The organism is Ectopseudomonas toyotomiensis, assembly GCF_017167985.1.
In the GTDB taxonomy this organism is placed as follows: domain Bacteria; phylum Pseudomonadota; class Gammaproteobacteria; order Pseudomonadales; family Pseudomonadaceae; genus Aquipseudomonas; species Aquipseudomonas toyotomiensis.
Genome location: NZ_CP070505.1, coordinates 3,588,466 through 3,614,503 on the forward strand (window position 1 = coordinate 3,588,466; position 26,038 = coordinate 3,614,503).

Genomic DNA, 26,038 nt, shown 5'->3' on the forward strand with positions numbered 1-26,038 from the left:
ACAATCATTGGTTTTATTGCGTTGGAGGCATCATGCGGACGGTACCTTGTGTACTCATGCGAGGCGGTACTTCGAAAGGGCCGGTCTTTCTGGCTAACCACCTGCCCACGGACCCGCAACAGCGCGACGAGGTATTGCTCAGCCTGATGGGATCGGGCCACGAGCTGGAAATCGATGGTATCGGCGGCGGCAGCCCGCAGACCAGCAAGGTGGCGATCGTCAGCCGCTCGCCGCATCCGGACGCCGATGTCGACTACCTCTTCGTGCAGGTCATGGTCACCCAGCGCCGCGTCGACACCGCGCCCAACTGCGGCAACATGCTCTGCGCCATCGGCCCTTTCGCCATCGAGCACGGCCTGGTCAATGCCGGCTCGCCGATGACCCGGGTGCGCATCCGCAACCTCAATACCAACACCTTCGTCGATTCCGACGTGATGACCCCGGGCGGTCGCGTGCGCTATGACGGCGACACCGCCATCGACGGCGTGCCCGGCACGGCCGCGCCGATCAAGCTGACCTTCCTCAACGCCGCTGGTGCCAAGACCGGCCGCCTGCTGCCCACCGGCCGCGTACGTGACGAGTTCGATGGCGTCGTCGCCACCTGCATCGACATGGCCATGCCGATGGTGCTGATGCATGCCGAGGCACTGGGCAAGACCGGCTACGAGTCGCCCGCCGAGCTGGACGCCGACAGCACGTTTCTCCAGCGCCTGGAACGCATCCGTCTGCAGGCCGGCTTGGCCATGGGCCTCGGCGACGTGTCGCAGATGGTCATCCCCAAGCCGGTACTGCTGGCGCCTGCACGCCACGGCGGCACGCTGAGCGTGCGCTATTTCATGCCGCATACCTGCCACCGCTCGGTCGCCGCCACTGGTGCCATCGGCCTGGCCACGGCCTGCGCGCTGCCCGGCAGCGTCGCCCACGACGTCGCGCCTATCGAAGGCGAGGCGCTGGTACGCCTGGAGCATCCGGGCGGGCAGATCGAGGTTTCCCTGCAGCCTGCCGCAGATGGCAACCCCGAGAACCTGCGCGCCTCGTTGGTGCGCACGGCCCGTCGCCTGTTCTCGGGTGAGGTGTACATCCCCAGCCTGAGGCGCACCGGCAGCTGATTTCGCTTCACCACAACCACACCCCCAGGGCCACCACAATGACAAGAAAAAAATCCCTCAGTTGCTCCGTCATCGGTATGACGGTCATGGCGCTGCCTGCCGTCGGTGCCAGCGCTGCCGGTTTCATCGAAGACAGCAAGGCCAGCCTGGAGCTGCGCAACTTCTACCTCAACCGCGACTTTCGCGAGAATGCCGGGCAGAACAAACGCGAAGAATGGGCGCAGGGCTTCATTCTCAACCTGGAATCCGGCTACACCCAGGGCACCGTGGGTTTCGGCCTCGATGCCATCGGCATGCTGGGCATCAAGCTCGACTCCTCGCCCGATCGCAGCGGCACCGACCTGTTGCCGCGCGACAGCAAGAATCGCCCCGAGGACGACTACAGCAAGCTCGGCGTGACCGGCAAGGTACGTTTCGCCGAGAGCCAGCTGCGCGTGGGCACCTTGCTACCGAAGATGCCTTACCTGCAGTACAGCAACTCGCGCCTGCTGCCACAGGTGTTCGAAGGCTGGCAGCTGCAGAGCAAGGATCTCGAACGCGCCACCTTCACCCTGGGTGAGATCGACCGCGTGGTGCAGCGTAATGTCTCCGGCTCCGACAAGCTGACGCTGAACAACAAGAACGGCCGTTTCGGCGGCAGCCCGGAAAGTGATGGGTTGCGCTTCGGCGGTGTCGACTATGCGATCAGCCCGCAGTTGCTTGCCAGTTATCACTACGCCGAACTGAGCGACGTCTATCGCCAGCACTTCCTTGGCATGCAGCACAATCTGGCGCTGGGCGCCGGCAAGCTGAAAAGCGACCTGCGCTACTTCAACAACACCGAGGCCGGACGGAAACTGGTGGGCGACATCGACAACCAGGTCATCAACGCCATGTTCACCTACAGCGTCGCAGGCCACTCCCTGGGCCTGGCTTACCAGAAGATGCTGGGTGACGATGGCTTCACCTACGTCAACGGCGCCACGCCTTACCTGACCAACTTCCTGCAGATCAACGATTTCGCTGGCCCCGACCAGCGTTCCTGGCAACTGCGCTACGACTTCGACTTTGCCAAGGTCGGCGTCCCTGGCCTGACCTTCATGACCCGTTACGTGCGCGGTGACCAGGTCGATCTGGCGAGCGGCGAGGGCCGTGAGTGGGAGCGCAACACCGATATCGCCTACGCCTTCAGCGATGGCCCGTTAAAGAATCTCAAGGTGACCTGGAGAAACGCCACCTACCGCTCAAGCTTCGTCCGCGACCTGGACGAGGATCGCCTGATCCTGAGTTATATCGTGCCGCTCTGGTAATGCATCGGCTGTACATACAAGACCAATAAGAGGAACCCATCATGATCACCTGCTTTCTCCGCCGCATTCTGCCGCTGTCCCTCGCCGTATTGCTTGCCAGTGGCTCAGTACTGGCTGGTGAACCCTCCCGTCCGGAGTGCATCGCCCCGAGCAAACCAGGCGGCGGTTTCGACCTGACCTGCAAGCTGGCCCAGGCTGGTTTCAAGGATGAAGGCCTGCTCAAGTCGCCGATGCGTGTGACCTACATGCCTGGTGGCATCGGCGCCGTGGCCTACAACTCGATTGCCGCCAACCGCCGTGCCGAACCCGGCACCTTGGTGGCCTTTTCCGGCGCCTCGCTGCTTAACCTGGCCCTGGGCAAATACGGTCGTTTCGACGAGACCGCGGTGAAGTGGCTGGCCACCGTCGGCAACGATTACGGCACCCTGGCGGTACGTGACGATTCGCCCTACAAGAACCTCGATGACGTGGTGCAGGCGCTGAAGAAAGACCCGAAAAGCATCGTGGTTGGTGGCGGCGGCAGTGTCGGCGGCCAGGGCTGGGTGAAAATCGCCCTGTTGGCCCGCGCCGCGGGTGTCGATCCGCGCGAGCTGCGTTATGCGGCGTTCGAAGGTGGTGCCGAGCACTACATGGCGCTGATGGGCGGTCATGTGGACCTGGTCACCGGCAGCGCCAGCGAGATTCGCGCGCAGCAGGGCAACAAGATTCGCACCCTGGCGATCTTCAGCGAGGAGCGTCTGGGCGGTGATCTGGCTTCGATCCCCACCGCACGTGAGCAGGGCTACGAGATTCAGTGGCCGCTGATCCGTGGTTACTTCCTCGGCCCTGACGTGAAAGAGGAGGACGTGGCCTGGTGGCAGGAGCGTTTCGCCAAGCTCGCCGCTTCCAGCGACTTCCAGGCCTACCTGGCCGACCGCGATGTACTGCCTTACTACGTGACCGGACCGGAGCTGGATGCGCTGGTCAAGAGTCAGGTCGCGGAGTACCGCAAGCTGGGTCGCGAGTTCGGCCTGGTCGAGTAACAGAGTTTCCATGCGCCGTCACTGACGGCGCAGCGTTCTGGAGCGCATCCACATGCATGACCGTATCTTTGCGGGGGTGACCCTGCTGCTTTGCTGCATCCTGGGATTTTTCGCCTGGGGTTACAGCGCCCCGTTTTCCTACGAGCCAGTCGGGCCCAAGGCCTTCCCGTTGCTGCTGTTATTGCTGATCGCCTTCGGCTGCCTGCAACTGCTGCTCCAGCCGGCCGGTGACGTGCAGGGCGAAGAGCCGCCCCTGAACCGCGAAGTGATGGTCAAGGCGCTGGTCTTTCTCGGCCTGATGATTGGCTATGCCGTGCTCTTCGAAACCATTGGCTTCATCCCCGCCAGCGTGCTGTTCGGCATCGGCATGGCGCGTCTGTATGGCGGCAGCTGGCTGCACAGCCTGATCAGCGGCTTGGTGTTGGCCATCGGCCTCTATCTGCTGTTCGACAGAGCCCTTGCCGTCCCGCTGCCGCTTGGCATCCTTTCGACCCTGGAGAGCTGAACCCATGGATACTCTCGGTTATCTCAGCCATGGCTTCGGCGTGGCGCTGAGCCCCTACAACCTGCTTACTGCCCTGTGTGGCACCTTGATCGGCACCGTCGTTGGCCTGCTGCCAGGCCTTGGCCCGATCAACGGCGTGGCCCTGCTGATTCCCGTTGCCTTCGCGTTGGGGCTGCCGCCGGAAACCGCCTTGATCCTGCTGGCGGCGGTTTACCTGGGCTGCGAATACGGCGGCCGTATTTCCTCGATCCTGCTGAACATTCCGGGTGAGGCATCCGCCGTGATGACCACCCTCGATGGCTACCCGCTGGCCCGTCAAGGCCAGGCTGGTGTCGCGCTTTCCCTGTCGGCCTGGAGTTCGTTCATCGGCGGTCTGATCGCTACCGCTGGCGTCGTACTGTTCGCACCGTTGCTGGCCAAGTGGGCGGTGGCGTTCGGCCCCGCCGAATATTTCGTGCTGATGGTCTTCGCCATCACCTGCCTGGCCGGGATGGCCGGCAACAAACCCCTGAAGACTGCTGTCGCGGCGCTGATCGGCCTACTGCTGTCGTGCGTGGGCATCGACGCCAACAGCGGCGTCTATCGCTTCACCTTCGGCAGCCTGGGCCTGGCCGATGGCATCCAGTTCGTGGTGCTGGTGCTGGGGCTGTTCTCGGTCAGTGAGCTGCTGGTGCTGCTCGAGCGTACCCATCATGGGCAGAAGGCGATCAAGGCCAGCGGGCGCATGCTGTTCAGCCTCAAGGAGGGCGGTTTCGTCCTGGCCACCAACCTGCGCAGTGGCGTGGTCGGTTTCGTCCTCGGCGTGCTGCCAGGTGCCGGCGCGACCCTGGCCAGCGCGGTGTCGTACATGAGTGAGAAGCGCATGGCGGTGAAGGACAACAAGTTCGGCAATGGCGACCTGCGCGGCCTGGCCGCACCGGAAACCGCCAACAGCGCCGCTGCCTGCGGCTCCATGGTGCCGATGCTGACCCTCGGCGTACCGGGTTCGGGCACCACGGCGGTGATGCTCGGCGCCCTGACGCTGTACAACATCACTCCTGGACCGCTGCTGTTCCAGCACCAGCCGGACATCGTCTGGGGGCTGATCGCCTCGCTGTTCGTCGCCAACGTCATGCTGATCATCATGAACGTGCCGATGATCAGGGTCTTCACCAAGGTGCTGGCCGTGCCTTATTGGGCACTGGTGCCAGCGGTGGCGATCATCACTGCCATCGGCGTTTACGCGGTGCATGCGACCACCTTCGACCTGTACCTGATGATCGCCATCGGCATCTTCGGCTACGTCATGCGCAAGCTGGATTTCCCGCTGTCGGCGATCCTGCTCGGCTTCATCCTTGGCGGGATGATGGAGCAGAACCTGCGTCGCGCACTGTCCCTGTCCAGCGGTGATCTCGGTATCCTCTACGCCAGCCCGATCACCTGGGTGGTCTGGGCGCTGGTGGCGGTGATGATCGTGCTGCCATTCTGGCGCGCCTGGCGTGCGCGCCGTCAGCAGAGCCCCGTAGCCAGCGAGGCCTGATTCGGAGACTTGGCATGCGTATCGTGATACCGGATGACTATCAGCGCGTCGTGCAGCAGCTCGATTGCTTCAGGCTGTTGGAGGGCTTCGATGTCCGCCTGTATCACGATGCCGTCAGCGACCCGGACGTGCTGGCCGAGCGCTTCGCCGATGCCGAGGCGCTGGTGCTGACCCGCGAGCGCACGCGCATCGACGCAGCACTGTTGGCACGCTTGCCGAACCTGAAGCTGATCAGCCAGACCGGGCGGGCCGGGCCGCATCTCGATCTGGACGCCTGCCGCGAGCGCGGTGTGACCGTCGCCGAGGGCACCGGCTCACCCATTGCTGCAGCCGAACTGACCTGGGCGCTGATCCTCAATGCCCGGCGTCAGCTGCGCGAGGCCATGAGCGGCCTGTATGCCGGGCACTGGCAGGTCAACCTGGGTCAGCGTCTGTATGGCCAGACACTGGGCATCTGGGGCTACGGCAAGATCGGCCAGCGCCTGGCGCGTTATGCGCGCGCCTTCGACATGCGTGTGCTGGTGTGGGGCAGCGAGGCCTCGCGCCAGGCCGCCGTGGCCGAAGGCCATAAGGCGGCGCCGTCGCGCGAAGCTTTCTTCGAACAATCCGATATTCTCACTCTGCACTTGCGCCTGGTGCCCGCCACGCGGCATTGTGTAAGCGCAGCCGATCTGGCGCGAATGAAGCCTGATGCGTTGCTGGTCAATACCAGCCGCGCCGAGCTGATCGCCCCTGGGGCGCTGCTCGACGCGCTGGACCGTGGCCGTCCTGGCCAGGCGGCGCTGGACGTGTTCGAGCAGGAGCCGATCCTACAGGCCGATCATCCACTGCTGACCCATCCGCGCATTCTCTGTACGCCGCATCTGGGCTATGTCGAAAAGCACAGTTACGAAGCCTACTTCGGCGAGGCATTCGCGAATGTCAGGGCGTTTGCAGATGCGAGGGCAGCAGGGTGCAAGGCGGCAAATTTCTGAGTTGCCCTTCTCGTGAGTACTTCGCTGTTCGTGCTGCGCAGTTATTGCTGATCGGCGCCCAGATACTGCTGGCGTTGGACGCGGGCGTGCTGCGTAGCATTTGCCACACCTTCAGGGGATGAGCGCGAGCCGGGCATCGCGGCTTGTTTGTGGGCTCGACGGGCTTTGCTCTGAACACCGGCACAGCCGCCGTGCCCTAGAGGAAAGTCGATGCCCTGAAAACACAAAACCCTTGACTCTCATGAAGGGCGTCAAGGGTTTCATGTTTGTTTCAATTGGTGGAGCCGGGGGGATTTGAACCCCCGTCCGCCAGTTCTCCACTGTCGGTACTACATGCTTAGCCGTGTCTATTGAGTTAACCCTCAGCCGCCCGACGGGCAGGGTGCATTGGGCGAGTTGTGTAAGTTTTAGCCACTTCGTCCACAACGTACTACGCGGCGATCCTGTTCTGCATGACAATCACTTCAGGTTTACAGGCATCCCCTAGTGATCGCTGGAGCCGAAGCTACCAGAAGGACTAGTCGCGCCGCTTACGCAGCGAGAGCGTAGCCCTCGTAGTTTTCGTCATTGGCAACTATAGAAAGTTGCAACAGTTGATTTACGACTTCTGTTACCAAGTCGGCATGCACCTCGAGCTTCGCTACCGGCGTCGAATCCTAATCGGCCCCAAAACTTTTCGGTTACAGATAGGACGTCGAGTGTACGGCAAAGGTTCCTCAGCGTCGACTGCGGATTCCATCGCGGGAAGCTATTATGGCGCCTCGCATCTGCCTGCGTCCTCTGCAAAGGAGCTGTAATGCCGAGTTCTAGCCGCTACCCTCTACGTCAGTGGATCTGGCGAGCGTTCGTGCAAAGCGCGCTGATCCCGCTGATTCTGGTGGAATCGGTGCTGATCGCGGTGTATCTGCTGAGCAATCAGGCGATTCGTGACGCGCAGATCGAGCATCTGCAGGAAACGGCCGTGAAGGATCTGGCCAGCGCCGCGTTGCGCGAAGCGCAGATCATCGACGGACGTCTGCGCTCTATCGAGTCACTGGTGCAGGTGTACCGCGACGGCGCTCACAAAGCGCTGCTCGATACCCGTTTCCAGGCCGATGAGCTTGAGCGCCAACGCCATGCAGTCACTGACAGTGGTGTGTTCTATACCCGCAGCGATGACGGGCGCGCAGCATCCTTCTATGCCAACAGCACGCCACTTGCTCAGCAGGATCACGCCAAGGTCATGCGTCTTTCGCAACTCGATCCGCTGATGCGTTCGATCCAGCAGGCCAGCCCGCTGGTCGCTGCGCTGTATTTCAATAGCTGGGACAGCTACAACCGTATCTATCCCTGGTTCGATACGCCCGCGCAGTATCCCCACGACATGGTGATACCCGATTACAACTTCTATTACCTCGCCGACGCCAAGCACAACCCCGAGCGCAAGGTTATGTGGACCGAGGTCTACCTCGACCCGGCAGGCCTGGGATGGATGATGTCGGCCATCGCCCCGGTGTATCGCGAGGACTTTCTCGAGGGGGTGGTCGGTCTGGACGTGACCGTCAGCCAGGTGTTGGGCGAGATCGCTGAGCTCAACGTGCCCTGGCAGGGCTACGCGATGCTGGTGAGCCATGACCACAACATCATGGCGTTGCCGAAGGCAGGGGAGCTGGATTTCGGTCTGCGTGAGCTGACCCAGTACTCCTATGAAGAGGCCGTGCGTCGTGAGGTACTCAAGCCCGAGGACTTCAACCTGGCCAAGCGCGAGGGTATGGAGCCATTGCTGCAGGCGATGAACGAGGGCAATGGCAACGTGCAGGAAGTGCTACTCGGCGGCCGCAAGCAACTGGTGGCCTGGAGCGAAATTCCGCAAACCCGCTGGCGCTTGCTATTGGTGGTGGACGAGGGGCAGATCTTCCATGACACCAACCAGTTGGCCGAGCGTTACATGCAGATCGGCTATCTGCTGATTGCCGGCTTGGCAGCGTTCTATCTGCTGTTCTTCGCCCTGATGTGGCTGCGCTCGCGCAACCTCAGCAAGCAACTGGCCGAGCCCATCGATGGCATCGTCGACATGGCGACCAGCCTGGGACAGGGCAAATATTTACCAGCCGTGCCGGACAGTCATATCGCCGAGGTCAGTCGCCTGGCTGACGCCGTGCAGCAGGCCGGCAAGCAGCTGAAGGCCAGCGAGCATGAACGGCAGGAGGCGCAAAGCATTCTGCAACTGGTGCTGGAGAGTACAACTGAAAGTCTCTGGCAGATCGACACCACTGACCTGACCATCGATCTCAGCGAGCGCTTCGTACGGCGTTTTGGCCTGGGTGCGAAGCACCTGACGCTGAGCGAGTTCAACCAGCGCGTGCACCCCGATGATCTGGAACGTTTGCGTCACCTGCGCAAGCTATTCGCTGATAAGGGCGAAGAGTATTTCGACGCCGAATACCGCTATCTCGATTGCCGCGGCGATTACCTCTGGCTGCTCAGCCGTGGCAAGGTGCTGGCGCGTGACGAGAGTGGATGGCCGCTGCGCATCGCCGGTACGCACGTCGACATCACTCGGCTCAAACAAGTGCAGGAAGAACTGCGTCACGCCAGCCTTGAAGCGCTCGCGGCCAGCCAGGCCAAGAGTCGCTTTCTCTCCAGCATGAGCCACGAACTACGCACGCCGCTCAACGCCATCCATGGCTTCGCCCAGTTGATCGAGATGGAGGTGCAGGACAAGCAGGACGCCAGGTTGGAGACCGATTACGCGCGTGAGATCGTCAGCGCCAGCCGTCATCTCACGTCGCTGGTTGATGACATTCTCGACTTGTCGAGCATCGAGAGCCGGCGCCAGCAGCTGCAGTTCCAGCCGATCGAAATCGGTGCGCTACTCAGCGGTTGTGCGGAGCTGGTGCAGCCCGAAGTGCAGCAGAAACAGCTGCAACTGCAGGTGATGGAGGCAGCCAATCCGCCCTTGTTCGTACAGGGCGACCCGCGGCGGGTAAGGCAGATTCTGCTCAACCTGCTGTCCAATGCGATCAAGTACAACAGCCCGCGCGGCATGATCCGCATGGGCTACGAGGTGCGTGCCGATTGTGTGCGCTTGTGGGTTGACGACACTGGGCCGGGTCTTTCCAGCGAGCAACAGGCGCAGCTGTTCCAGCCGTTCCAGCGTCTCGGCCGGGAGAGCTCGAATATTCCCGGTACCGGCATCGGGCTGGTGCTCTGCCGTGAGCTGGCCACGCTGATGGAAGGCGAAATCGGCGTGCGTAGCGAGCCTGGTGTCGGTAGTCGTTTCTGGCTCGACATCCCCAGTGCGGCCAGCCCTGATGTGCTCGGTGACGAGACTGCCGAGGTGCCGGCGCAGGCCGTGCAAAGTCTGGTGCAGGTGCTGTGCGTGGAAGATCACCCCGCCTGCATGAAGATTCTGCAGGCATCGTTGCGTGAGTTTGCCGAGGTCAGGGGCGTGAGTTCATGCCAGCGGGCACTGGCTGAATTGCAGGAAAGCGAGCCGGCACTGGTGTTGCTGGATATCGACCTGCCTGACGGCAATGGGCTGGATGTTCTAGACGCGATGCGCGCTGATCCACGTTTGCGTGATGTGCCGGTAATGGTGATCAGCGCGGTGGCCGATGCACGGTTGTTCGAGGATGCCAAAGCGCGCGGCGCTTCGGCCTGCCTGAGCAAACCGGTGGATTTGCAGGAGGTGCGTCAGGTCGCGCTGGGCTTGCTGTACAGCGGTTATTGAGCGAGCCCAGCGTGATTCATTCGCTGGCGGCCAGCAGGTCGAGGGCTTCGCCCAGCACCTTGACCGACTCGGCATGATCGCCGGCCTTATGCAGGGCTTCGCCTTCGGCGCGCAGCTCCTGCACCTTGGCCAGTACCTCTGGGTCGGCAGGTGGATCGCTTTGCAGCAATGCATCGATCTTGGCCATGTCCTGCGGGCAATGCATGGCCCATAGTGGCAGGCTGATCAGGGTTGCGGCGAGAAACATGAGCGTGCGACGCATGATGACTCTCCTGAAACGTGTGGCGGGAATTTCAGTATAGAAGCCTGTCGTCACTGCGTTGGTTCGATCAATAGTGATACCAGCGCAGCTCCAGCTTCACTTCATTGACCGGGCTGGCCAGTTGGCTGAACTCGCGCTGGGCGCTCAGGCGCAGGCCGAGGTTGCGTGAGACTTCCCACTGCTGGTTGAGCGACAGGCGCCGGCGCACTTCGCCGTTGTGGAAGTAATCGCCGGCCGCCTCCAATGTCAGGTTACCCAACGGGTTGCGCCACAGCAGCCCGCTGTTGAAGCCCAGCGCCGGGGCGATCACGGCAGCGAAATCCTCGTTGTATTCCAGGCGCGCGGTGCCGAGGGTGAAGCCGAGCAGGTCCTCGTGTAGCTGCCAGGTGGCGCCAGCGCCGCCGCTGATATGGCCGACCAGCTGGGTGTCGCCATCTTCGCCGAGCACCCGTTCCAGACCGCCGCCAACCTGCCAGGAAAGCGGCTGCAGCAGGGCATTGCGCGGAGTCAGCGAGCGGATGTTGGCCAGGTCCAGGCGTTGCAGTTGCCAGTGGTTGTTCTCGTACTGGCGCAGCTTGAGCTGGAGGATCTCGATCTGTGCGCCGAGGGGGAAGCCATCGAGGTTGTCGTTGAGGTCGTGGTAGGCCATGCGCAGGCCGTACTCGGCGAAGGCACGATCGTCGCGGCTGCCGCCGGCCAGTTGCCAGGTGCGCGACTCGTGACCTTCCTCGGACAGTGGCGGGCGCTCGACTTCCAGGGGAGGCGGCGGGTTGCGATTGATCGCGCCGAGCAACTGGAAGCTGCGCTGGGCGTTGCTGCTGCGTTCTTCATCGTTGGCGTGGTAGCGCACCAGGCGGAAGGCAGCGTCCTGGATCAGCGCGCGGCGTTCTGCTGGCTGGGTGAGAAAGTCACTGTCATCAAGCAGCGTCGGGTCTTGGCTGAGGCGCAGGACCCACGCCTGTTCGTCGCTATCGAGTGGTTCGGCGCGCGCCAGCAGTTCGCGCTCGCGCGAGGGGCGATAGTCGATTCGTTCGATCAGCCCGGCATCCTTGACCGCGCGCACGGTGTCGGTGGGGATGGCAGTCAGCGGGAAGTATTCGGTCAGCTCGATGCCGGGGCGGGCGATTTCCAGCAGCTCCAGCAGGCGGTAGGAGCAGTTCTCGTCGAAGAAGAAGTAGTCGAAGCGGATCTGCTTGAGCTCCCAGACATGCTCGACCATGCGCGCGGTTTCTTCCGGCGTGAGGTTCAGCCGGTATTCCCACAGGTCGCGGTTTTCCAGGCGGTTGTACTCGCTGAGCTTCTCGCGGTACGGCACCAGGGCGAACAGGCCGGGGTAGCCGCCCATCAGGCCACGCCAGGCATAGAGGATGCTGTTGTCGTCACCTTCGATGAAGGCGCCGAAATTCAGCGCGTAGCTCAGCAACGCGGTGTTGTGGCTGTCTATATCGGGCTGGTCGATGCGCAGCAGGGTATGGCCGAACATCGACGAGGGGCTGTTCAGGTAGGCCGCCGGGAACACCAGCACCGTACTGTGCGGATTGACGTCGGCGAACCAGTTTCGGTATTCGGCGCAGTCGGGGCTGGGCAGGTCATCGAGCTGCAATTGCACCTTGAGCCAGCGGGTACGCGCTGGGTAAACGCATTGCGGGTGGCGGTCGCCTTGTTCAGCGGGTTGGTACAGGGCCTTCAGGGTCGCCTGCAGTTCGGCCGCAGGGTTGCTGTCGCCATCTTCTGCGAGAAAGAAATCGTCGTCATCGACATAGCTGCGCCAGCCGCCGAGCTTGCCGGTCTCGTAGTGGCCGAGGGCGATCCAGTAGGGGTCGTTGGCCAGTTGTGCGAGCGTGGCGGCATGCAGGGGAAGACTGAGGCTCAGGGCAAGGACGGCGAATATCCGTTTCAAGATCGCTGTTCTTCTGGTCATGGCGATGGCCGAGCTTTGGCCAGGCTGTCGATTGGTGTCAAGGCAGTCGAACAAGACATTTCGCGCAAGTGCTGACCGGCGTCAGTCACGAGCTCCGCGTTGCGCATCACACTGAGCGCTCTTCAACGCAAGGAGATTGCTCATGGCTCACCGTGATGTGCTGGACGCTCTGCTGCATGACTACGCCACCCGCGCCGAGGCGATTCGCCGCGATCTGGGGCGCAGCCATTCGGCGGATTTCGCCGAGCAGGCGCAGCAGCGGCAGAACGACGAAGTGCTCGAAGCCCTGCTGGCCGAGGCCGAACATGGCCTGCTGCTGGTGCGCCAGGCGCAGCAGCGCCTGGCCGAAGGGCGTTATGGCGAGTGTCTGTGTTGTGGCGAGCCGATCGAAGCGGCGCGCCTGGCAGCCCTGCCGGTTGCCGAATACTGCCTGGGCTGTGCGCAGTTCAACTGAGCGGTTGCTCCACTTCTTGCAGCAGGCGCCGGGCGGCTGAGTCGGCGGCATCGATATAGGGCTGCAGGACGCTGGCGGCGCCGGCGCGTGTAAAGGCTTCCAGATCGCCTTCGCGGAAGGCGCTGAGGGTCACGCTGCCGCGGAAGCCGGCGCTTCGTGCAGCGCGCAATAGCAGCGCATTGACCTCGCGCTGCGGGATGGTGCTGACCAGCGCCCGCGCCTGTTGCAAGGGTAGATGGGCGATGAAGTCGGCGTCTTCGGCATCGCCATAGCACACCGCCAGGCCTGCTCGGCGGGCGCTGGCCAGCGCCTGCGGGTCGAAGTCCACGCCCAGCACGCGTAAGCCACCGTCCTGCAGACGATGCGCCAGTTGGCGGCCGTAGCGACCCAGTCCGTAGACGATGACCTCGGCCTGGGTCTGGTCCGGGGCATTGTCTTGGGCGTTTTCGCGGTGGGCGACGCGCCGCTCGAATATCCCGAGCCAGGGCGACAGGCGCTCGAACAGCGGCTGCGAGTAAAGAATCAGGTAGGTGGACAGCGTGATGGTGATGATCCCCACCAGGGTGGTCAACCCCAGTGCCGCGCTGCCTACATGGCCGAGGCTGATGCCCATGGCGACGAAGATGATCGAGAACTCGCTGATCTGCGCCACCGTCAGCCCGGCCATGAAGCCGGTGCGCTTGCGATAGCCCATCGCGCCCATGATGGCCATGACGATCAACGGGTTGCCGATCAGCACGAACAGCGACAGCAGCACAGCGCTGCCGATCTGCTGGTGCAGGTAGGAGAAGTCCAGCTGAATGCCCAGGTGCAGGAAGAAGAACAGCAGAAGGAAATCACGCAGGCTGGTCAGGCGGCTGGCGATGGCTTCACGCAGTGGCGTCGACGCCAGGCAGAAGCCGGCGATGAATGCGCCCAGTTCCTTGGACAGCCCCAGTGCCTCGGCGCCGCCGGCCAGCAGCGTACCCCAGGCGATCGCCACCAGCATCAGCAATTCCGGCGAGCGGGCCATGGGCGCCAGCAGGCGTGGCAGGGCGAAGCGCACCAACAGGTAGAGCAGCACAAGGCTGGCCAGTAGCGTGCCGAGCAAGGCCAGTGGCGGCAAGCCAATCTTTTCGCTGCCGGCCGGTTGATACAGGCTGATGACCAGCATGGCCAGCACCACGGCGATGTCCTGCACGATGAGAAAACCCATGGCGATACGCCCGTGCAGCGAGTCGATCTCGCCTTTGTCCGACAGCAGCTTGACGATGATGATGGTGCTGGAGAACGTCAGCGCCACGGCCACGTAACCGGCACTGACCCAGTCCAGGCCGAGCAGGCGGCACAGGACCAGGCCGGCGATGATGGTGAAGCTCAGTTGCCCCAGGCCGGTAGCCAAGGCGACGGCACCCAGAGTGCGCACCAGGTGCATGTCCAGCTTGAGGCCGACGACGAACAACAGCACCGTGATGCCGATTTCCGACAACAGGCTGATCGAGCTGTGATCACCGGCCAGATTCATCGCGGCAGGGCCGGCGACGATACCGACCAGGATGTAGGCGATGATCAGTGGCTGGCGCAGCCGTACGGCGAGCATGCCCAGCAGGGCAGACAGGCTGAGCAGGGCGGCGATTTCCTGAAAGGCACTCATAGGCAAGGCTCCCGATTGTGGTGCTACCCGTCGCGGCCGCAGGCCTTGTAGAGGAATGCATGAAAGCTTATCGCAGACCCGATTTAGCGTATTGCCATGAATCAAGCCTTGATCCCTTTCGCGCCACAGGCCCAGAATCACCCCATGTTTTGCGGAAACTTCCGCCCGCTATAAGGATCGCCAATGTCCAAGCGTAGCCTCGATGCTTTGCGCCTTGCCCCCGACTCACTGACCCGCCCCTTCGCCCCCGAGCAGTTCAACTTCAGCAGTACCGATGATCTCGAACCCTTCCGCGGCGTACTGGGCCAGGCCCGCGCGGTCGAGGCCCTGCAGTTCGGCGTGGCCATGCCGCGCCCCGGCTACAACGTGTTCGTCATGGGCGAGCCCGGTACCGGACGTTTTTCCTTCGTGCAGCGCTACCTCAAGGCCGAAGCCAAGCGCATGGAGACGCCGGCCGACCGGGTCTACGTCAATCATTTCGACGAGCCGCGCGAGCCGCGCGCGCTGGAGCTGCCAGCCGGCACCGCGAGTGCTTTCATCGCCGATATCAACCAGTTGATCGACAATCTGCTGGCCACCTTCCCGGCGGTGTTCGAAACGCCGACCTACCAGCAGAAGAAAAGCGCCATCGATCGCAGCTTCAACAAGCGCTACGACCAGGCGCTGGACGTGATCGAGAAGCTGTCGCTGGAGAAGGGCGTGGCCCTGTACCGCGACAGCACCAATATCGCCTTTACCCCGATGGCTGACGGCAAGGCGCTGGACGAAGCCGAGTTCGCTCAGCTGCCGGAGGCCGAGCGCGAGCGTTTCCATGCCGATATCGCCGCGCTGGAAGAGCGCTTGAACGAGGAGCTGGCCAGCCTGCCGCAGTGGAAGCGCGAGTCGAGCAACCTGCTGCGTCAACTCAATGAAGAGACCATCACCGTCGCGTTGCAGCCATTGCTGGCGCCATTGTCGGAGAAATACGCGGAAAACGCCGGCGTCTGCGCCTATCTGCAGGCCATGCAGATCAACCTGCTGAAAACCGCCGTCGAGCAACTGGTGGATGTCGACAAGGCCGACCCGCAACTGCGCAAGCTGCTGGAGGAAATGTACTGCCCAAGCCTGGTGGTCGGTCACCACGCCAATGGCGGTGCACCGGTGGTGTTCGAGTCGCACCCGACTTACGACAACCTGTTCGGCCGCATCGAGTACAGCTCCGATCAGGGCGCGCTGTACACCAGCTATCGTCAGCTGCGTCCCGGGGCGTTGCACCGCGCCAACGGTGGCTACCTAGTGGTCGAGGCGGAAAAACTGCTCAGCGAGCCCTTCGTCTGGGAAGCGCTCAAGCGCGCCCTGCATTCGCGCCAGTTGAAGATGGAGTCGCCGCTGGGCGACCTCGGCCGCATCGCGACCGTCACGCTCAACCCGCAGGTCATTCCGCTGCAACTGAAAGTCATCATCATCGGCTCGCGTCAGCTCTACTACGCGCTGCAGGACGCCGATCCGGACTTCCAGGAGATGTTCCGCGTACTGGTCGACTTCGACGAGGACATCCCGCTTGCCGAAGAAAGTCTTGAGCAATTCGCGCAACTGATGAAAACGCGTACCTCGGAAGAGGGCATGGCGCCCTTGACCGGCGCCGCGGTGGCGCGCCTGGCCACTCACAGCGCGCGTCTGGCCGAGCACCAGGGACGCCTGTCAGCGCGCATTGGTGACCTGTTCCAGCTGGTCAGCGAGGCCGACTTCATTCGCCAGCTTGCCGGGGAAAGCATCACCGACGTCGGCCATATCGAGCGCGCGCTCAAGGCCAAGGCCACGCGTACCGGACGCGTGTCGGCGCGGATCATCGACGACATGCTGGCCGGCATCATCCTTATCGACACCTGCGGTGCCGCTGTCGGCAAGTGCAACGGTCTGACCGTGCTGGAGGTCGGTGACTCGGCCTTCGGTGTACCGGCGCGGATTTCCGCCACCGTCTATCCGGGCGGCAGCGGCATCGTCGACATCGAGCGTGAAGTCAGCCTTGGCCAGCCGATCCACTCCAAGGGGGTGATGATCCTCACCGGCTTTCTCGGCAGCCGCTACGCCCAGGAATTCCCGCTGGAGATTTCCGCCAGTATCGCCCTGGAACAGTCCTACGGTTACGTTGATGGCGATAGCGCCTCGCTCGGCGAGGTGTGCACGCTGATCTCGGCGTTGTCGCGCACGCCGCTCAAGCAGTGCTTCGCCATCACCGGGTCGATCAACCAGTTCGGCGAGGTGCAGGCGGTCGGCGGCGTCAACGAGAAGATCGAAGGCTTCTTCCGCCTGTGCGAGGCGCGCGGCCTGACTGGTGAGCAGGGGGTGATCATCCCGCACTCCAACGTCGCCAACCTGATGCTCGATGACCGCGTATTGCATGCGGTGCGTGCCGGCCAGTTCAACGTCTATGCCGTGCGCCATGTCGACGAAGCGTTGAGCTTGCTGGTCGGCGAGGCGGCCGGGCACCCGGACGAAAAGGGTCGCTTCCCCAAAGGCAGCGTCAACGCCCGTGTGGTCGAGCGTTTGCGCGATATCGCCGAGATCGGGCTGGAAGAAGAGCCCAAACCGGCCGACGCCGACAAGGCGAAAGCCGAAGCCGAGGCGGCAGCGGCGAAACCGGCCAAGGCACCACGGCGCAAGAAAGGCGAGGGTGAGGGCGCGGCGAGCTGATCATATCTTGCACGATTGTCCCGGATTGCCCGGGACAAAGCGCGCAGGCATTCTTGCTCACGCCTCATGCACAGAGTTATCCACAGATTGCGTGGATAACTTTGGCCTTCACAGTGCGACCACTCGGGGTGTAGGCTGGAGCCTGGATTCCGCGAGGGTCGCCGCCATGTCGCGCAGCCTCTGCCTCACCCGTCAATGCCTGGGCCTGGTCACCCGCATCGAGTGCGTGATCAAGCCGCTGGCAGGAGACAACGGACGTTGGACACTGCTTTGCGCTGCCGGTATGTCGGGAGCACAGCCTTCGGCTATCAAGGCTCAGGGCCCGTTCTATGGGCCTTCTGTCGCTGAAGGGGCACTTACGGCGATTGCCGAGAGCCTGGCCCTGCAAGGCTACGTAGAATGCTGCGAACCGCCGATCTGGTGTCTGCATCTGCAGGCCGAGTTGCGTCGTGTCAACGGCGAACGCCACAGCCATGGCGGTGCATTTCAGCGGCGGCCCGAGACTGACGGGCAGAGCTGAAACGCCTGAAGCAAGGCGCGCCAGGGCCAACTGAGCGAGACTGCAGGGCTGTGGTTATCCACAGTGGGGCGGGCATCTTCTGCTGATGCTGGGCGATGGGTATACTCGCCGCGATTTTCCCTCCCTCAGTGAGTTCTCCATGGAACGCTTCATCGAAAACACCATGTACGCATCGCGCTGGTTGCTGGCGCCGATCTACTTCGGTCTTTCTCTCGCCGTGCTGGCATTGTCGGTCAAGTTCTTCCAGGAGCTTTACCACATCCTGCCGCAGATCTTTTCCCTGGCCGAAGCCGACGTGATCCTGAAGCTCCTGTCGCTGATCGACATGGCCCTGGTCGGCGGGCTGCTGGTGATGGTGATGCTGTCCGGCTACGAGAACTTCGTTTCGCGTCTGGATATTCACGAAGGCACCGAGAAGCTCAGCTGGCTTGGCAAGATGGATTCCAGTTCGCTGAAGATGAAAGTGGCGGCGTCCATCGTGGCGATTTCGTCCATCCACCTGCTCAAGGTGTTCATGGATGCGAAGAACTACGATCTGGAGTACCTGAAATGGTACGTGATCATTCACCTGACGTTCGTTGGCTCGGCCTTCGCCATGGGCTATCTGGACAAGGTCACCAAGCACGACTGACCCGAGACCGCTTCACAACCGCCCGTCCGAACGTGACGGGCGTTTTGCTTTTTGGGCTTGAGCTTTTTCTTTATTGTACAAAAATGAATTTTGTATAAGTTCTTGTATAGTTAAGGGCAGGAGGTAAGCCCGATGAATCTGCATGATCTGTCCGCTCACGCTCAAGCCGGGCGCGTTGATGAACTCAATCTGATCTCCCTGGAGGGTGGCATTTATCTGCTCGAGGCGCGGATGGAAGGACGCGCCCACCCGATTCTTACCGACCAGGGCAGTACGCTTAACCTGCGTTCGATAGAACATGCGCGTGACGTGCTGCAGGAAATGCCGGGGCTGCCATTCTTCCTGGTGCACAGCTCGGTCCATGACGAGATGTGCGGCATGCCATCGGCTGACAACAGCCTGCGCGTGCCCATCGCCTTCCGTTCTGGCTGGTGACGGCTGCCTTCGCACCGGCCGCCACGTTGCAGGGCAGGGCCCTGGCAGTCGTGGAGGTGAAGACCACCGGAGCCCACCCGGCACGTGATGCCATCTGGGAGCTGGCGATCATCCAGGTCGATGCTGAGGGTTGTGTCGCAGAGCGCTTGCACTGGCTGTTCGAGCCTGGTGTCGCGCTGCCCTCGCAGTTGCTCAGCCTGAGTGGTCTGCATCCACTGGAATTACGCGGCCAGCCGCGTATCGAGAGCGAGGCGCAAGCGATAGCCGCTGCCATTCGCGGCCGCATACTGGTGGGCCACAATCTTCGATTCAGTCTGGCGTTCTTGCGTCGCGTGCTGCCTGACTGGAACGCGCAGCGTCCGCAACAGCTCTGCACCCAGCGCCTGGCCAGAGCGGCGCTGCCGGAACTGGCCAGCGCCGGCTTCGATGCGCTATGTGCGCATTTTGGCATCACGCGTTTCTTCCGTGATCGCGCCGTGCCGGATGCGGAGGCCGTTCTGGCACTGGCTCGGCATTTACTGCAGCAGGTCGCTCCGGCGGCGCTGGGGCATCAGTTGCGAAGCGCAGCGCGGCCTCCGTTGCTGGCCGCGGAGCGTTTCGCCCAGTTGCCGGAACGTCCGGGTGTTTATTACTTCCTGGGCGACGGTGGTGCGCAACTGTATGTGGGCAAGAGCCGCAATCTGCGCCGCCGGGTGATGTCGCACTTTCAGAACGATCACCGCGACCGCCGCAGCCTGCAGATGGTGCAGCAGATCCGTGATGTGCAGGTGGCTATCACGGCCGGTGAGCTGGGGGCTCTGCTGTTCGAGTCTGCCGAGATCAAGCGTCTGCAACCCCTGTACAACCGTCGTCTGCGCAAGCAGCGCGAGCTGTTGACCTGGGCGCTGGCGGGCGAGCCTGGCGATCTGCGCATCGAACTGCTCCAGCACCAGGCTTTGACGCCAGGGCTCAGGCAGGCCGGGTTGTTCCGCTCGCGCCATCACGCGCGCCAGTGGCTGCTTGAGCAGGCGCGGCAACGACACCTGTGCCTGCGTGTCCTCGGTCTGGAGGAGGGCGATGGTGCCTGCTTCGCCTATCAGCTTGGGCGCTGTGCTGGCGCCTGCTGTGGCGAGGAGTCGCGCCAGATGCACGATACGCGGTTGCTCGCCAGCGTCGAGCACCTGCGAACCCAAGCCTGGCCATGGAGCGGGCCGGTCGCGCTGGTCGAGCGCGACGAGCAGCACGGCCTGACCCAGTGGCACGTGCTCGATCAATGGCGCCACCTTGGCACGGTAGATCGTTTCGAGCGGGTCGAGCCATTACTGGCCAAGCGCCGTGGCGGCTTCAACCTCGACACCTATCACATTCTGCTCAGCCACCTGCGCCGCCACCCGAACATGGAGATCGTGCTGCTGTGAGTGTTCGTCGTCTGATTCTCATTCTGGGTGACCAGCTCACCCACGGTCTTGGTGCGTTGGAGGACGTCGACCCGGACCATGATCACGTGCTGCTGGCCGAGGTGATGGAAGAGGCCAGCCATGTGCCGCATCACCCGAAGAAGATCGCCCTGATCTTCAGCGCCATGCGTCATTTCGCCGAAGCCTTGCGTGAGCAGGGCCTGCAGGTGCACTACGTGACTCTGGATGATCCTGATAACAGTGGTTCGTTGCCGGGTGAGCTGCTGCGCTGGACGCAACGGCTCGATCCTGCCGAGGTGCATCTGACCGAGTGCGGCGACTGGCGCCTAGAGCAGGCGCTACGTCATTGCGGCGTGCCGATTCACTGGCATCAGGACAGCCGCTTTCTCTGCAGCCGCGATGCGTTCGCTGCCTGGGCCAAGGGGCGCAAGCAGCTGCGCATGGAGTTCTTCTATCGCGAGATGCGCCGTGACAGCAGGCTGCTGCTCAACCCAGATGGCACACCTGAAGGTGGTGCCTGGAACTTCGACGCCGACAACCGCAAAGCCTTGCCAAAAGGCATGCGCCCACCCGCGCCACTGCGCGTCGAGCCTGACGCCATCACGCGTGACGTGCTGACCTTGGTTGGGCAGCGCTTCGCCAACCATTACGGCAGCCTGGAGGGTTTCGATTACCCGGTAACGGCTGAACAGGCCGAGCGCCTCTGGCGGCATTTTCTGGCCCGAGGCCTGGCCGACTTCGGTGACTATCAGGACGCCATGGCCGATGGCGAACCCTTTCTCTTTCACTCGCGCATCAGCGCCGCGCTGAATATCGGCCTGCTCGATCTGCGCCGTATCTGCGCCGAGGTGGAGGCGGCCTATCGCTCCGGCGACGTGCCGCTGAACGCCGCCGAAGGCTTCATCCGTCAACTGATCGGCTGGCGCGAGTACGTGCGCGGCATCTACTGGCTGCGCATGCCGGAGTACGCCGAGGGCAACCGTTTCGGTAATTCACGTGCGCTGCCGGAGTTCTACTGGACCGGCAAGACACGGATGAACTGCATGCGTCAGGCCATCGGCCAGACCCTGGAACATGCCTACGCCCACCATATCCAGCGCTTGATGGTCACCGGCAACTTCGCCTTGCTCGCAGGGATCGCGCCCAAGGCCATCTGCGACTGGTACCTGGCCGTGTACATGGACGCCTTCGACTGGGTGGAACTGCCCAACACCCTGGGCATGGTGATGCATGCCGACGGTGGCTACCTCGGCTCCAAGCCCTATTGCGCCAGCGGCCAGTACATCAAGCGCATGTCCAACCATTGCCAAGGCTGCAGCTACAAGGTGAGCGAGAGCACTGGCGAGTCGGCCTGCCCGTTCAACGCCCTGTACTGGCATTTCCTCATGCGCCATCGCGAGCCGCTGGAGCGTAACCCGCGTATCGGCATGGTCTACCGCAACCTGGCGCGCATGACCGAGGCCAAGCAGCAGGCGCTGTGGGACTGGGGCGAGCACCTGTTGGCGAAACTCGACGCCGGAGAAATGCTGTGAAGAAGAGCGAGCTGCCGGTGAAGACCTGTGCGGTCTGCGGGCTACCGTTCAGCTGGCGCAAGAAGTGGGCGCGCTGCTGGGAGGAGGTGCGTTACTGCTCCGAGCGCTGCCGACGTGGGCGTAAGCCGGGAACATCCTAGGTACCCGCGGCGAGCAACGCCGAGCTCTGTATCTGTGCTAGTCTGGCCGGCCTTTTTCATAGCCCCAAGCGGAGCCTTTCATGTCCGAACTCAACTTCAGCCCCGATCTGTCCTCCGATGAAGGTCGCGTCAGCTATGGCATCGGTCGTCAACTCGGTGGTCAGTTGCGCGACAACCCGCCGCCCGGCGTTGACCTGACTGCCATCCTCGCCGGTCTGACCGACGCGTTCAGCGGCCAGGCCAGTCGTGTTTCCGAGGCCGAGCTCGGCGCCAGCTTCAAGGTCATCCGCGAAATCATGCAGGCTGAAGCGGCCGCCAAGGCCGAAGCCGCTGCTGGCGAAGGTCGTGCCTACCTGGCCGAAAACGCCAAGCGCGAAGGCGTGACCGTATTGGCCTCCGGCCTGCAGTACGAAGTGCTGGTCGCTGGCGAGGGCGCCAAGCCGTCCGCCGAGGATCAGGTGCGTACCCACTACCACGGCACGCTGATCGACGGCACCGTGTTCGACAGCTCCTACGAGCGTGGCCAGCCGGCTGAATTCCCGGTTGGTGGTGTGATTCCGGGTTGGGTCGAGGCGCTGCAACTGATGGGCACCGGTAGCAAATGGCGCCTGCACGTGCCGAGCGAGCTGGCCTACGGCGCCCAGGGTGTCGGCAGCATCCCGCCGCACAGTGTGCTGGTATTCGATGTAGAGCTGCTGGATATTCTGTAAGTCTTGGGACGCAAGCTGTCGCTTCGGTGCGCACAGCGCACCCTACATGGCAGCCTGATCCAACGAAACGGGGCACCCTGCTGACAGGGTGCCCCGTTTTGTCTTTCAGGATGGGCGCAGGGCCCGTGCGTAGCAGTACAGAAACAGGCTGCGCACCAGCTCTTTGAGCACGATGGGCTCGCTGGAGCTGAGCTCGTGCAGGTCCAGGTCGCCCTGGTCGCGCAGCTCGTCCAGCGCTTCTTCTTCCAGCATGGCGCAGACTTCCCCGGTTTCGCGGTTGAGGATGCGCAGGTAGGGATGCGGGCGGTCCAGCCAGGCATCGATCAGGTAGGTCATGGCAGGTCTCCTTGGCCGTCATTACGTAACTGAGAATAATTCCTATTACATAAATAGCAAGGGTTAATTGCGACCTTTTGTCGTTTGCCTGTTCTCAGTGGGGGCGGACATGTCGAATGCTTGTCCGCCCTGTGTACTTTCCCCGCCAGCGAGCGGGAGGGCCGCAGCCTGCATTACGGCGTCCATTCTGCTGCGCAGGCTGTCGGCGCCGGGGCGAACCGCGCGCTGCGTGCCACGCCGGTTCGCAGATTGGCTCAGGAGCCCAGACGGCGAGTCACTTCGCCCAGTTGCCCGGACATGTCATGCAGGTTGCGGCTGGCCTTCTGCGTGCGCTCGACGTTGTCCTGGTTGGCACTGGCGATGGCGGTCAGCTCGGTGAGGTTGCGCGAGATGTCCTCGGCCACCGAGGTCTGCTCTTCGGCGGCGGTGGCGATCTGCTGGTTCATGTCGCGGATGGCCTCCACCGCCTCGGTGATGCGCTGCAGCATGGCGCCGGCCTCGGTGACCTGGGTCACGCCCTGTTCGCTGCGCTGCTGGCCGCTCTCGATGGCGCGCACGGCATTCAGTGCGCCGTTCTGCACGGTGTCGATGATCTGGTTGATCTCGGCAGTGGACTCGGCGGTACGCTGGGCCAGGGTGCGCACCTCGTCGGCGACCACGGCGAAACCACGGCCCTGTTCGCCGGCGCGCGCGGCTTCGATGGCGGCGTTGAGGGCCAGCAGGTTGGTCTGCTCGGCGATGCCGCGGATCACCTCCAGCACCTTGCCGATACGCCCGCTGTCGCTTTCCAGACGACGGATCACCTCGGCGGTGTTGGCGATCTCGCCGCGAATGTCGGTGATGGTGGCGATGGTCGATTGCATCACCGTGCTGCCCTGGCGCGCCGAGTCGTCGGCATCGTTGGCCGCGTGCGCGGCGTCAGCGGCATGGCGCGCTACTTCCTGGGCGGTGGCGGACATCTCGTGCATGGCAGTGGCGACCTGATCGGTACGCTCGAACTGCTCGCTGACGCCCTCGGTCATGCGTGAGGCGATGGCGTTCAGCTCGCTGCTGGCGTTGTCGAGGTTCTGCGTGCTCTGGTGCAGGCGATCGCTGGTGCTGGCGAGAAAGTCGCGCAGGGTGTTCGCGGCACGCGCCAGCAGGCCCAGCTCATCCTGCCGCGTGCTTTCCACGCGCTGGCCGAAGCGCCCCTGGCTGAGCTGGTCGACATGGCCGATCAGGTGGCGGATGGGGATGATCAGATTGCGATTGACCAGCCACAGGCTGAATACGGCGATGACCAGGGCGGCGGCCAGCATCACGATGGTGCCGCTGAGAATGGTGCGCGCGGCATTAGCGTTGATCTGCTCGGCCTGGCTCAGGCTGTTCTGGCGCAACTGCTCGACCAGTGCAGTCATCTGCTCACTGGCGGCGCGGTCGATGCCTTTGACGGCTTCATCGCCGGCCCTGGCATCGGCACCGGCGGCCACGAAGGCGTCGCGGCCCTTGCGGTAATTGCCGCCGAGCGCCTGATGTTCGCTACGCAGGCGTTCGACCTGCGTTTTCAACGCCGGGTCGGCAGCGGCGACCTGGGTCAACTGGCCGAGAATGTCCTGCACCTTGCGCTCCTGCGCTTCGAACTGGCTCCAGTAGCGTTGCAGGTTGGCGTTGTCCTGGCCGCGCAGCAGGACGTTCTTCCATTCCTGCACCTGGATCTTGAATTCGACGTTGGCCGCGTCGATCAGTCGCGAAGACTCCAGCGGCCCATCGAGCAGGCCACGGTAGGACTGAATGCCGCTGGAGAGGACGCTGAAGCATGCCAAGGCGGTGATCAGGATCAGCGCCAGACTGCCGCCGAGCAGGGCGAGAATCTGCGCGCGCAGGGATTTTTGCAGGAACATGATGGGATGCCTCGGAGGTCAGGCGGAGCGGGACATATTCAGCGTAGACGGTGAATGTTGCAGATTTGTGAAATGTCTAGACGAGTCGGGCAAATGGCCCTGAACAGGCCTGGCGTCGGTGGGCAATCCTGATGCTTGAATGATTGCGCAATCATCTTAATCTGACTCGGGTTGTCCATTTTCGGCGGCCCAACTGGGGCGCCGAGTTTCATCACGAGGAAGATGTCATGACCGATAACGCCACCCCATGCGCCGACGATGACCGTATCACCTGGCTCAGCCTGCGCTCGGTAGCGCTGCCGCTGGCCAACCCGATCAGCGATGCCAAGGTGCTCACAGGCCGGCAGAAGCCGATGACCGAGATCGCCATCCTGATCGCCGAGATCGAAACCCGCGACGGTCACCGTGGCCTGGGCTTCAGCTATTCCAAGCGCGCCGGTGGCCCCGGTCAGTTCGCCCATGCCCTGGAAGTGGCGCCTAACCTGATCGGCGAGAACCCCAGCGATATCGCCAAGCTCTGGGACAAGCTGTGCTGGGCTGGCGCCTCGGTGGGCCGTAGCGGCCTGGCGACCCAGGCCATCGGCGCCTTCGACGTTGCCCTGTGGGATCTCAAGGCGCGTCGCAGTGGCCTGTCGCTGGCACGTCTGCTCGGTAGCCATCGTGATTCGGTGCGCTGCTACAACACCTCCGGCGGCTTTCTGCACACGCCGCTCGACCAGTTGTTGAAGAACACCGACATTTCTCGCGAGAAGGGCATTGGCGGTATCAAACTCAAGGTCGGCCAGCCTGACTGGGCGCTGGATATACACCGTGTCAGCACGGTGCGTGAGCACCTGGGTGAAAGCTTCCCGCTGATGGTCGACGCCAACCAGCAATGGGATCGCCCGACCGCGCGGCGCATGTGCCGTCGCTTGGAGCCCTTCGATCTGATCTGGATCGAGGAACCGCTGGACTGCTACGACGCCGAAGGCCACGCCGAGCTGGTGCGCCAGTTCGATACACCGATCGCCACCGGTGAGATGCTCACCAGCCCCGCCGAGCACTGGGAGTTCATTCGCCAGCGCGGCGCCGACTTCCTCATGCCCGATGCGCCGCGCGTGGGCGGCATCACCCCGTACCTGCGCGTGCAGACCCTGGCCGAGCAGGCCGGCATGACCCTGGCGCCGCACTTCGCCATGGAGCTGCACGTGCACCTGGCCGCTAGCCATACGCGCGAGCCCTGGGTCGAGCACTTCGAATGGCTGGAGCCGCTGTTCAACGAGCGCCTGGAGATTCGCGACGGGCGCATGTTGGTGCCGACTCGTCCGGGCCTGGGTCTTAGCCTGAGCGAGCAGGTGGCCGGTTGGACGGTGCAGCAGGCGGAGGTTGTCAAACGCGCTTGAAG

22 protein-coding genes and 1 other RNA gene are annotated in these 26,038 nt (G+C 63.1%); 17 read left to right on the top strand and 6 right to left on the bottom strand.

Going from position 1 to position 26,038, the window contains the following annotated elements:
• Positions 1–32 precede the first annotated feature (32 nt).
• Genes JWV26_RS16465 through JWV26_RS16490 form a run of 6 tightly spaced genes read left to right on the top strand, consistent with a single transcriptional unit; the run spans position 33 to position 6,418 of the window.
• A complete protein-coding gene (locus JWV26_RS16465; protein WP_079784428.1) occupies positions 33–1,109 on the top strand; it encodes a 4-oxalomesaconate tautomerase in 1,077 nt (358 codons plus the stop codon).
• Between the two features lie 38 nt (positions 1,110–1,147).
• Positions 1,148–2,398, top strand: a complete 1,251-nt coding sequence (locus JWV26_RS16470; RefSeq protein ID WP_206417355.1) for an OprD family porin — start codon at positions 1,148–1,150, stop codon at positions 2,396–2,398.
• Positions 2,399–2,439: 41 nt separating this feature from the next.
• The gene (locus JWV26_RS16475) at positions 2,440–3,420 is read left to right on the top strand and encodes a Bug family tripartite tricarboxylate transporter substrate binding protein (protein ID WP_093049009.1); all 981 of its coding nucleotides are present in this window, start codon (positions 2,440–2,442) and stop codon (positions 3,418–3,420) included.
• Between the two features lie 52 nt (positions 3,421–3,472).
• A complete protein-coding gene (locus tag JWV26_RS16480) occupies positions 3,473–3,925 on the top strand; it encodes a tripartite tricarboxylate transporter TctB family protein (RefSeq protein WP_093049012.1) in 453 nt (150 codons plus the stop codon).
• 4 nt (positions 3,926–3,929) lie between these two features.
• The gene (locus JWV26_RS16485) at positions 3,930–5,444 is read left to right on the top strand and encodes a tripartite tricarboxylate transporter permease (RefSeq protein ID WP_206417356.1); all 1,515 of its coding nucleotides are present in this window, start codon (positions 3,930–3,932) and stop codon (positions 5,442–5,444) included.
• A 14-nt stretch (positions 5,445–5,458) separates the two neighbouring features.
• Positions 5,459–6,418 carry a D-2-hydroxyacid dehydrogenase family protein gene (locus JWV26_RS16490; protein ID WP_206417357.1) on the top strand — a complete coding sequence of 320 codons (960 nt, stop codon included), beginning with the start codon at positions 5,459–5,461 and terminating at the stop codon, positions 6,416–6,418.
• Positions 6,419–6,694: 276 nt separating this feature from the next.
• Here the strand turns inward: JWV26_RS16490 and ssrA are convergent.
• Positions 6,695–7,086: a transfer-messenger RNA gene (gene ssrA / locus JWV26_RS16495) on the bottom strand.
• 128 nt (positions 7,087–7,214) lie between these two features.
• Between ssrA and JWV26_RS16500 the strand changes: the two genes are divergently transcribed.
• Positions 7,215–10,130, top strand: coding sequence for a hybrid sensor histidine kinase/response regulator (locus JWV26_RS16500; protein ID WP_206417358.1), 2,916 nt, complete (start codon positions 7,215–7,217; stop codon positions 10,128–10,130).
• A gap of 16 nt (positions 10,131–10,146) precedes the next feature.
• On the opposite strand, the gene JWV26_RS16505 is transcribed toward JWV26_RS16500, so the two are convergent.
• Positions 10,147–10,392 (bottom strand): hypothetical protein, encoded by a 246-nt coding sequence (locus JWV26_RS16505; RefSeq protein WP_004423350.1) that lies wholly within the window; start codon positions 10,390–10,392, stop codon positions 10,147–10,149.
• A 67-nt stretch (positions 10,393–10,459) separates the two neighbouring features.
• Positions 10,460–12,313, bottom strand: coding sequence for an Lnb N-terminal periplasmic domain-containing protein (locus JWV26_RS16510; RefSeq protein ID WP_206417359.1), 1,854 nt, complete (start codon positions 12,311–12,313; stop codon positions 10,460–10,462).
• A 142-nt stretch (positions 12,314–12,455) separates the two neighbouring features.
• Between JWV26_RS16510 and JWV26_RS16515 the strand changes: the two genes are divergently transcribed.
• Positions 12,456–12,767, top strand: a complete 312-nt coding sequence (locus JWV26_RS16515) for a TraR/DksA family transcriptional regulator (RefSeq protein WP_196456862.1) — start codon at positions 12,456–12,458, stop codon at positions 12,765–12,767.
• On the opposite strand, the gene JWV26_RS16520 is transcribed toward JWV26_RS16515, so the two are convergent.
• A complete protein-coding gene (locus JWV26_RS16520; protein ID WP_206417360.1) occupies positions 12,760–14,400 on the bottom strand; it encodes a cation:proton antiporter in 1,641 nt (546 codons plus the stop codon). The genes JWV26_RS16515 and JWV26_RS16520 overlap by 8 nt on opposite strands.
• Positions 14,401–14,583: 183 nt before the next feature.
• On the opposite strand from JWV26_RS16520, the gene JWV26_RS16525 reads away from it, so the two are divergent.
• From JWV26_RS16525 to JWV26_RS16560, 8 genes are all read left to right on the top strand, one after another.
• Positions 14,584–17,073, top strand: coding sequence for a Lon protease family protein (locus tag JWV26_RS16525; protein ID WP_196456865.1), 2,490 nt, complete (start codon positions 14,584–14,586; stop codon positions 17,071–17,073).
• Between the two features lie 166 nt (positions 17,074–17,239).
• The gene (locus JWV26_RS16530) at positions 17,240–17,593 is read left to right on the top strand and encodes a PA4575 family protein (RefSeq protein WP_072422856.1); all 354 of its coding nucleotides are present in this window, start codon (positions 17,240–17,242) and stop codon (positions 17,591–17,593) included.
• Between the two features lie 139 nt (positions 17,594–17,732).
• Positions 17,733–18,224 carry a TIGR00645 family protein gene (locus JWV26_RS16535; protein ID WP_004423362.1) on the top strand — a complete coding sequence of 164 codons (492 nt, stop codon included), beginning with the start codon at positions 17,733–17,735 and terminating at the stop codon, positions 18,222–18,224.
• 132 nt (positions 18,225–18,356) lie between these two features.
• Positions 18,357–18,659, top strand: coding sequence for a DUF6482 family protein (locus JWV26_RS16540; protein ID WP_206417361.1), 303 nt, complete (start codon positions 18,357–18,359; stop codon positions 18,657–18,659).
• Between the two features lie 56 nt (positions 18,660–18,715).
• Complete coding sequence (locus tag JWV26_RS16545) at positions 18,716–20,056, top strand: 3'-5' exonuclease family protein (RefSeq protein ID WP_239690017.1); 1,341 nt, start codon at positions 18,716–18,718, stop codon at positions 20,054–20,056.
• Positions 20,053–21,588: a cryptochrome/photolyase family protein gene (locus JWV26_RS16550; RefSeq protein ID WP_206417362.1), complete on the top strand. Its 1,536-nt coding sequence runs from the start codon at positions 20,053–20,055 to the stop codon at positions 21,586–21,588. The genes JWV26_RS16545 and JWV26_RS16550 overlap by 4 nt, the downstream gene beginning before the upstream one ends.
• Positions 21,585–21,728, top strand: a complete 144-nt coding sequence (locus tag JWV26_RS16555; protein WP_072422852.1) for a DUF2256 domain-containing protein — start codon at positions 21,585–21,587, stop codon at positions 21,726–21,728. The genes JWV26_RS16550 and JWV26_RS16555 overlap by 4 nt, the downstream gene beginning before the upstream one ends.
• 80 nt (positions 21,729–21,808) lie before the next feature.
• Positions 21,809–22,438, top strand: a complete 630-nt coding sequence (locus JWV26_RS16560) for a BamJ family beta-barrel-assembly machinery protein (RefSeq protein WP_072422851.1) — start codon at positions 21,809–21,811, stop codon at positions 22,436–22,438.
• Between the two features lie 105 nt (positions 22,439–22,543).
• Here JWV26_RS16560 and JWV26_RS16565 read toward each other — a convergent pair whose 3' ends face one another.
• Both JWV26_RS16565 and JWV26_RS16570 read right to left on the bottom strand, forming a co-directional pair.
• The gene (locus JWV26_RS16565) at positions 22,544–22,774 is read right to left on the bottom strand and encodes a PA4570 family protein (RefSeq protein ID WP_004423370.1); all 231 of its coding nucleotides are present in this window, start codon (positions 22,772–22,774) and stop codon (positions 22,544–22,546) included.
• 254 nt (positions 22,775–23,028) lie between these two features.
• Complete coding sequence (locus tag JWV26_RS16570) at positions 23,029–24,654, bottom strand: methyl-accepting chemotaxis protein (RefSeq protein WP_074913309.1); 1,626 nt, start codon at positions 24,652–24,654, stop codon at positions 23,029–23,031.
• 227 nt (positions 24,655–24,881) lie between these two features.
• Here JWV26_RS16570 and JWV26_RS16575 point away from each other — a divergent pair, with 227 nt between their 5' ends.
• The gene (locus JWV26_RS16575; RefSeq protein ID WP_206417363.1) at positions 24,882–26,036 is read left to right on the top strand and encodes an L-talarate/galactarate dehydratase; all 1,155 of its coding nucleotides are present in this window, start codon (positions 24,882–24,884) and stop codon (positions 26,034–26,036) included.
• The last annotated feature ends 2 nt before the right edge of the window (positions 26,037–26,038 follow it).

What these genes read in the sequence shown, in the direction of transcription:
- JWV26_RS16490 (WP_206417357.1), top strand. Translation starts at nt 5,459, where the DNA reads ATGCGTATCGTGATACCGGATGACTATCAGCGCGTCGTGCAGCAGCTC.
- JWV26_RS16470 (WP_206417355.1), top strand. Translation starts at nt 1,148, where the DNA reads ATGACAAGAAAAAAATCCCTCAGTTGCTCCGTCATCGGTATGACGGTC.
- JWV26_RS16560 (WP_072422851.1), top strand. Translation starts at nt 21,809, where the DNA reads ATGTCCGAACTCAACTTCAGCCCCGATCTGTCCTCCGATGAAGGTCGC.
- JWV26_RS16475 (WP_093049009.1), top strand. Translation starts at nt 2,440, where the DNA reads ATGATCACCTGCTTTCTCCGCCGCATTCTGCCGCTGTCCCTCGCCGTA.
- JWV26_RS16480 (WP_093049012.1), top strand. Translation starts at nt 3,473, where the DNA reads ATGCATGACCGTATCTTTGCGGGGGTGACCCTGCTGCTTTGCTGCATC.
- JWV26_RS16565 (WP_004423370.1), bottom strand. Translation starts at nt 22,774, where the DNA reads ATGACCTACCTGATCGATGCCTGGCTGGACCGCCCGCATCCCTACCTG.
- JWV26_RS16540 (WP_206417361.1), top strand. Translation starts at nt 18,357, where the DNA reads ATGAATCTGCATGATCTGTCCGCTCACGCTCAAGCCGGGCGCGTTGAT.
- JWV26_RS16530 (WP_072422856.1), top strand. Translation starts at nt 17,240, where the DNA reads ATGTCGCGCAGCCTCTGCCTCACCCGTCAATGCCTGGGCCTGGTCACC.
- JWV26_RS16535 (WP_004423362.1), top strand. Translation starts at nt 17,733, where the DNA reads ATGGAACGCTTCATCGAAAACACCATGTACGCATCGCGCTGGTTGCTG.
- JWV26_RS16500 (WP_206417358.1), top strand. Translation starts at nt 7,215, where the DNA reads ATGCCGAGTTCTAGCCGCTACCCTCTACGTCAGTGGATCTGGCGAGCG.
- JWV26_RS16485 (WP_206417356.1), top strand. Translation starts at nt 3,930, where the DNA reads ATGGATACTCTCGGTTATCTCAGCCATGGCTTCGGCGTGGCGCTGAGC.
- JWV26_RS16525 (WP_196456865.1), top strand. Translation starts at nt 14,584, where the DNA reads ATGTCCAAGCGTAGCCTCGATGCTTTGCGCCTTGCCCCCGACTCACTG.
- JWV26_RS16515 (WP_196456862.1), top strand. Translation starts at nt 12,456, where the DNA reads ATGGCTCACCGTGATGTGCTGGACGCTCTGCTGCATGACTACGCCACC.
- JWV26_RS16465 (WP_079784428.1), top strand. Translation starts at nt 33, where the DNA reads ATGCGGACGGTACCTTGTGTACTCATGCGAGGCGGTACTTCGAAAGGG.
- JWV26_RS16575 (WP_206417363.1), top strand. Translation starts at nt 24,882, where the DNA reads ATGACCGATAACGCCACCCCATGCGCCGACGATGACCGTATCACCTGG.
- JWV26_RS16570 (WP_074913309.1), bottom strand. Translation starts at nt 24,654, where the DNA reads ATGTTCCTGCAAAAATCCCTGCGCGCGCAGATTCTCGCCCTGCTCGGC.
- JWV26_RS16520 (WP_206417360.1), bottom strand. Translation starts at nt 14,400, where the DNA reads ATGAGTGCCTTTCAGGAAATCGCCGCCCTGCTCAGCCTGTCTGCCCTG.
- JWV26_RS16510 (WP_206417359.1), bottom strand. Translation starts at nt 12,313, where the DNA reads ATGACCAGAAGAACAGCGATCTTGAAACGGATATTCGCCGTCCTTGCC.
- JWV26_RS16505 (WP_004423350.1), bottom strand. Translation starts at nt 10,392, where the DNA reads ATGCGTCGCACGCTCATGTTTCTCGCCGCAACCCTGATCAGCCTGCCA.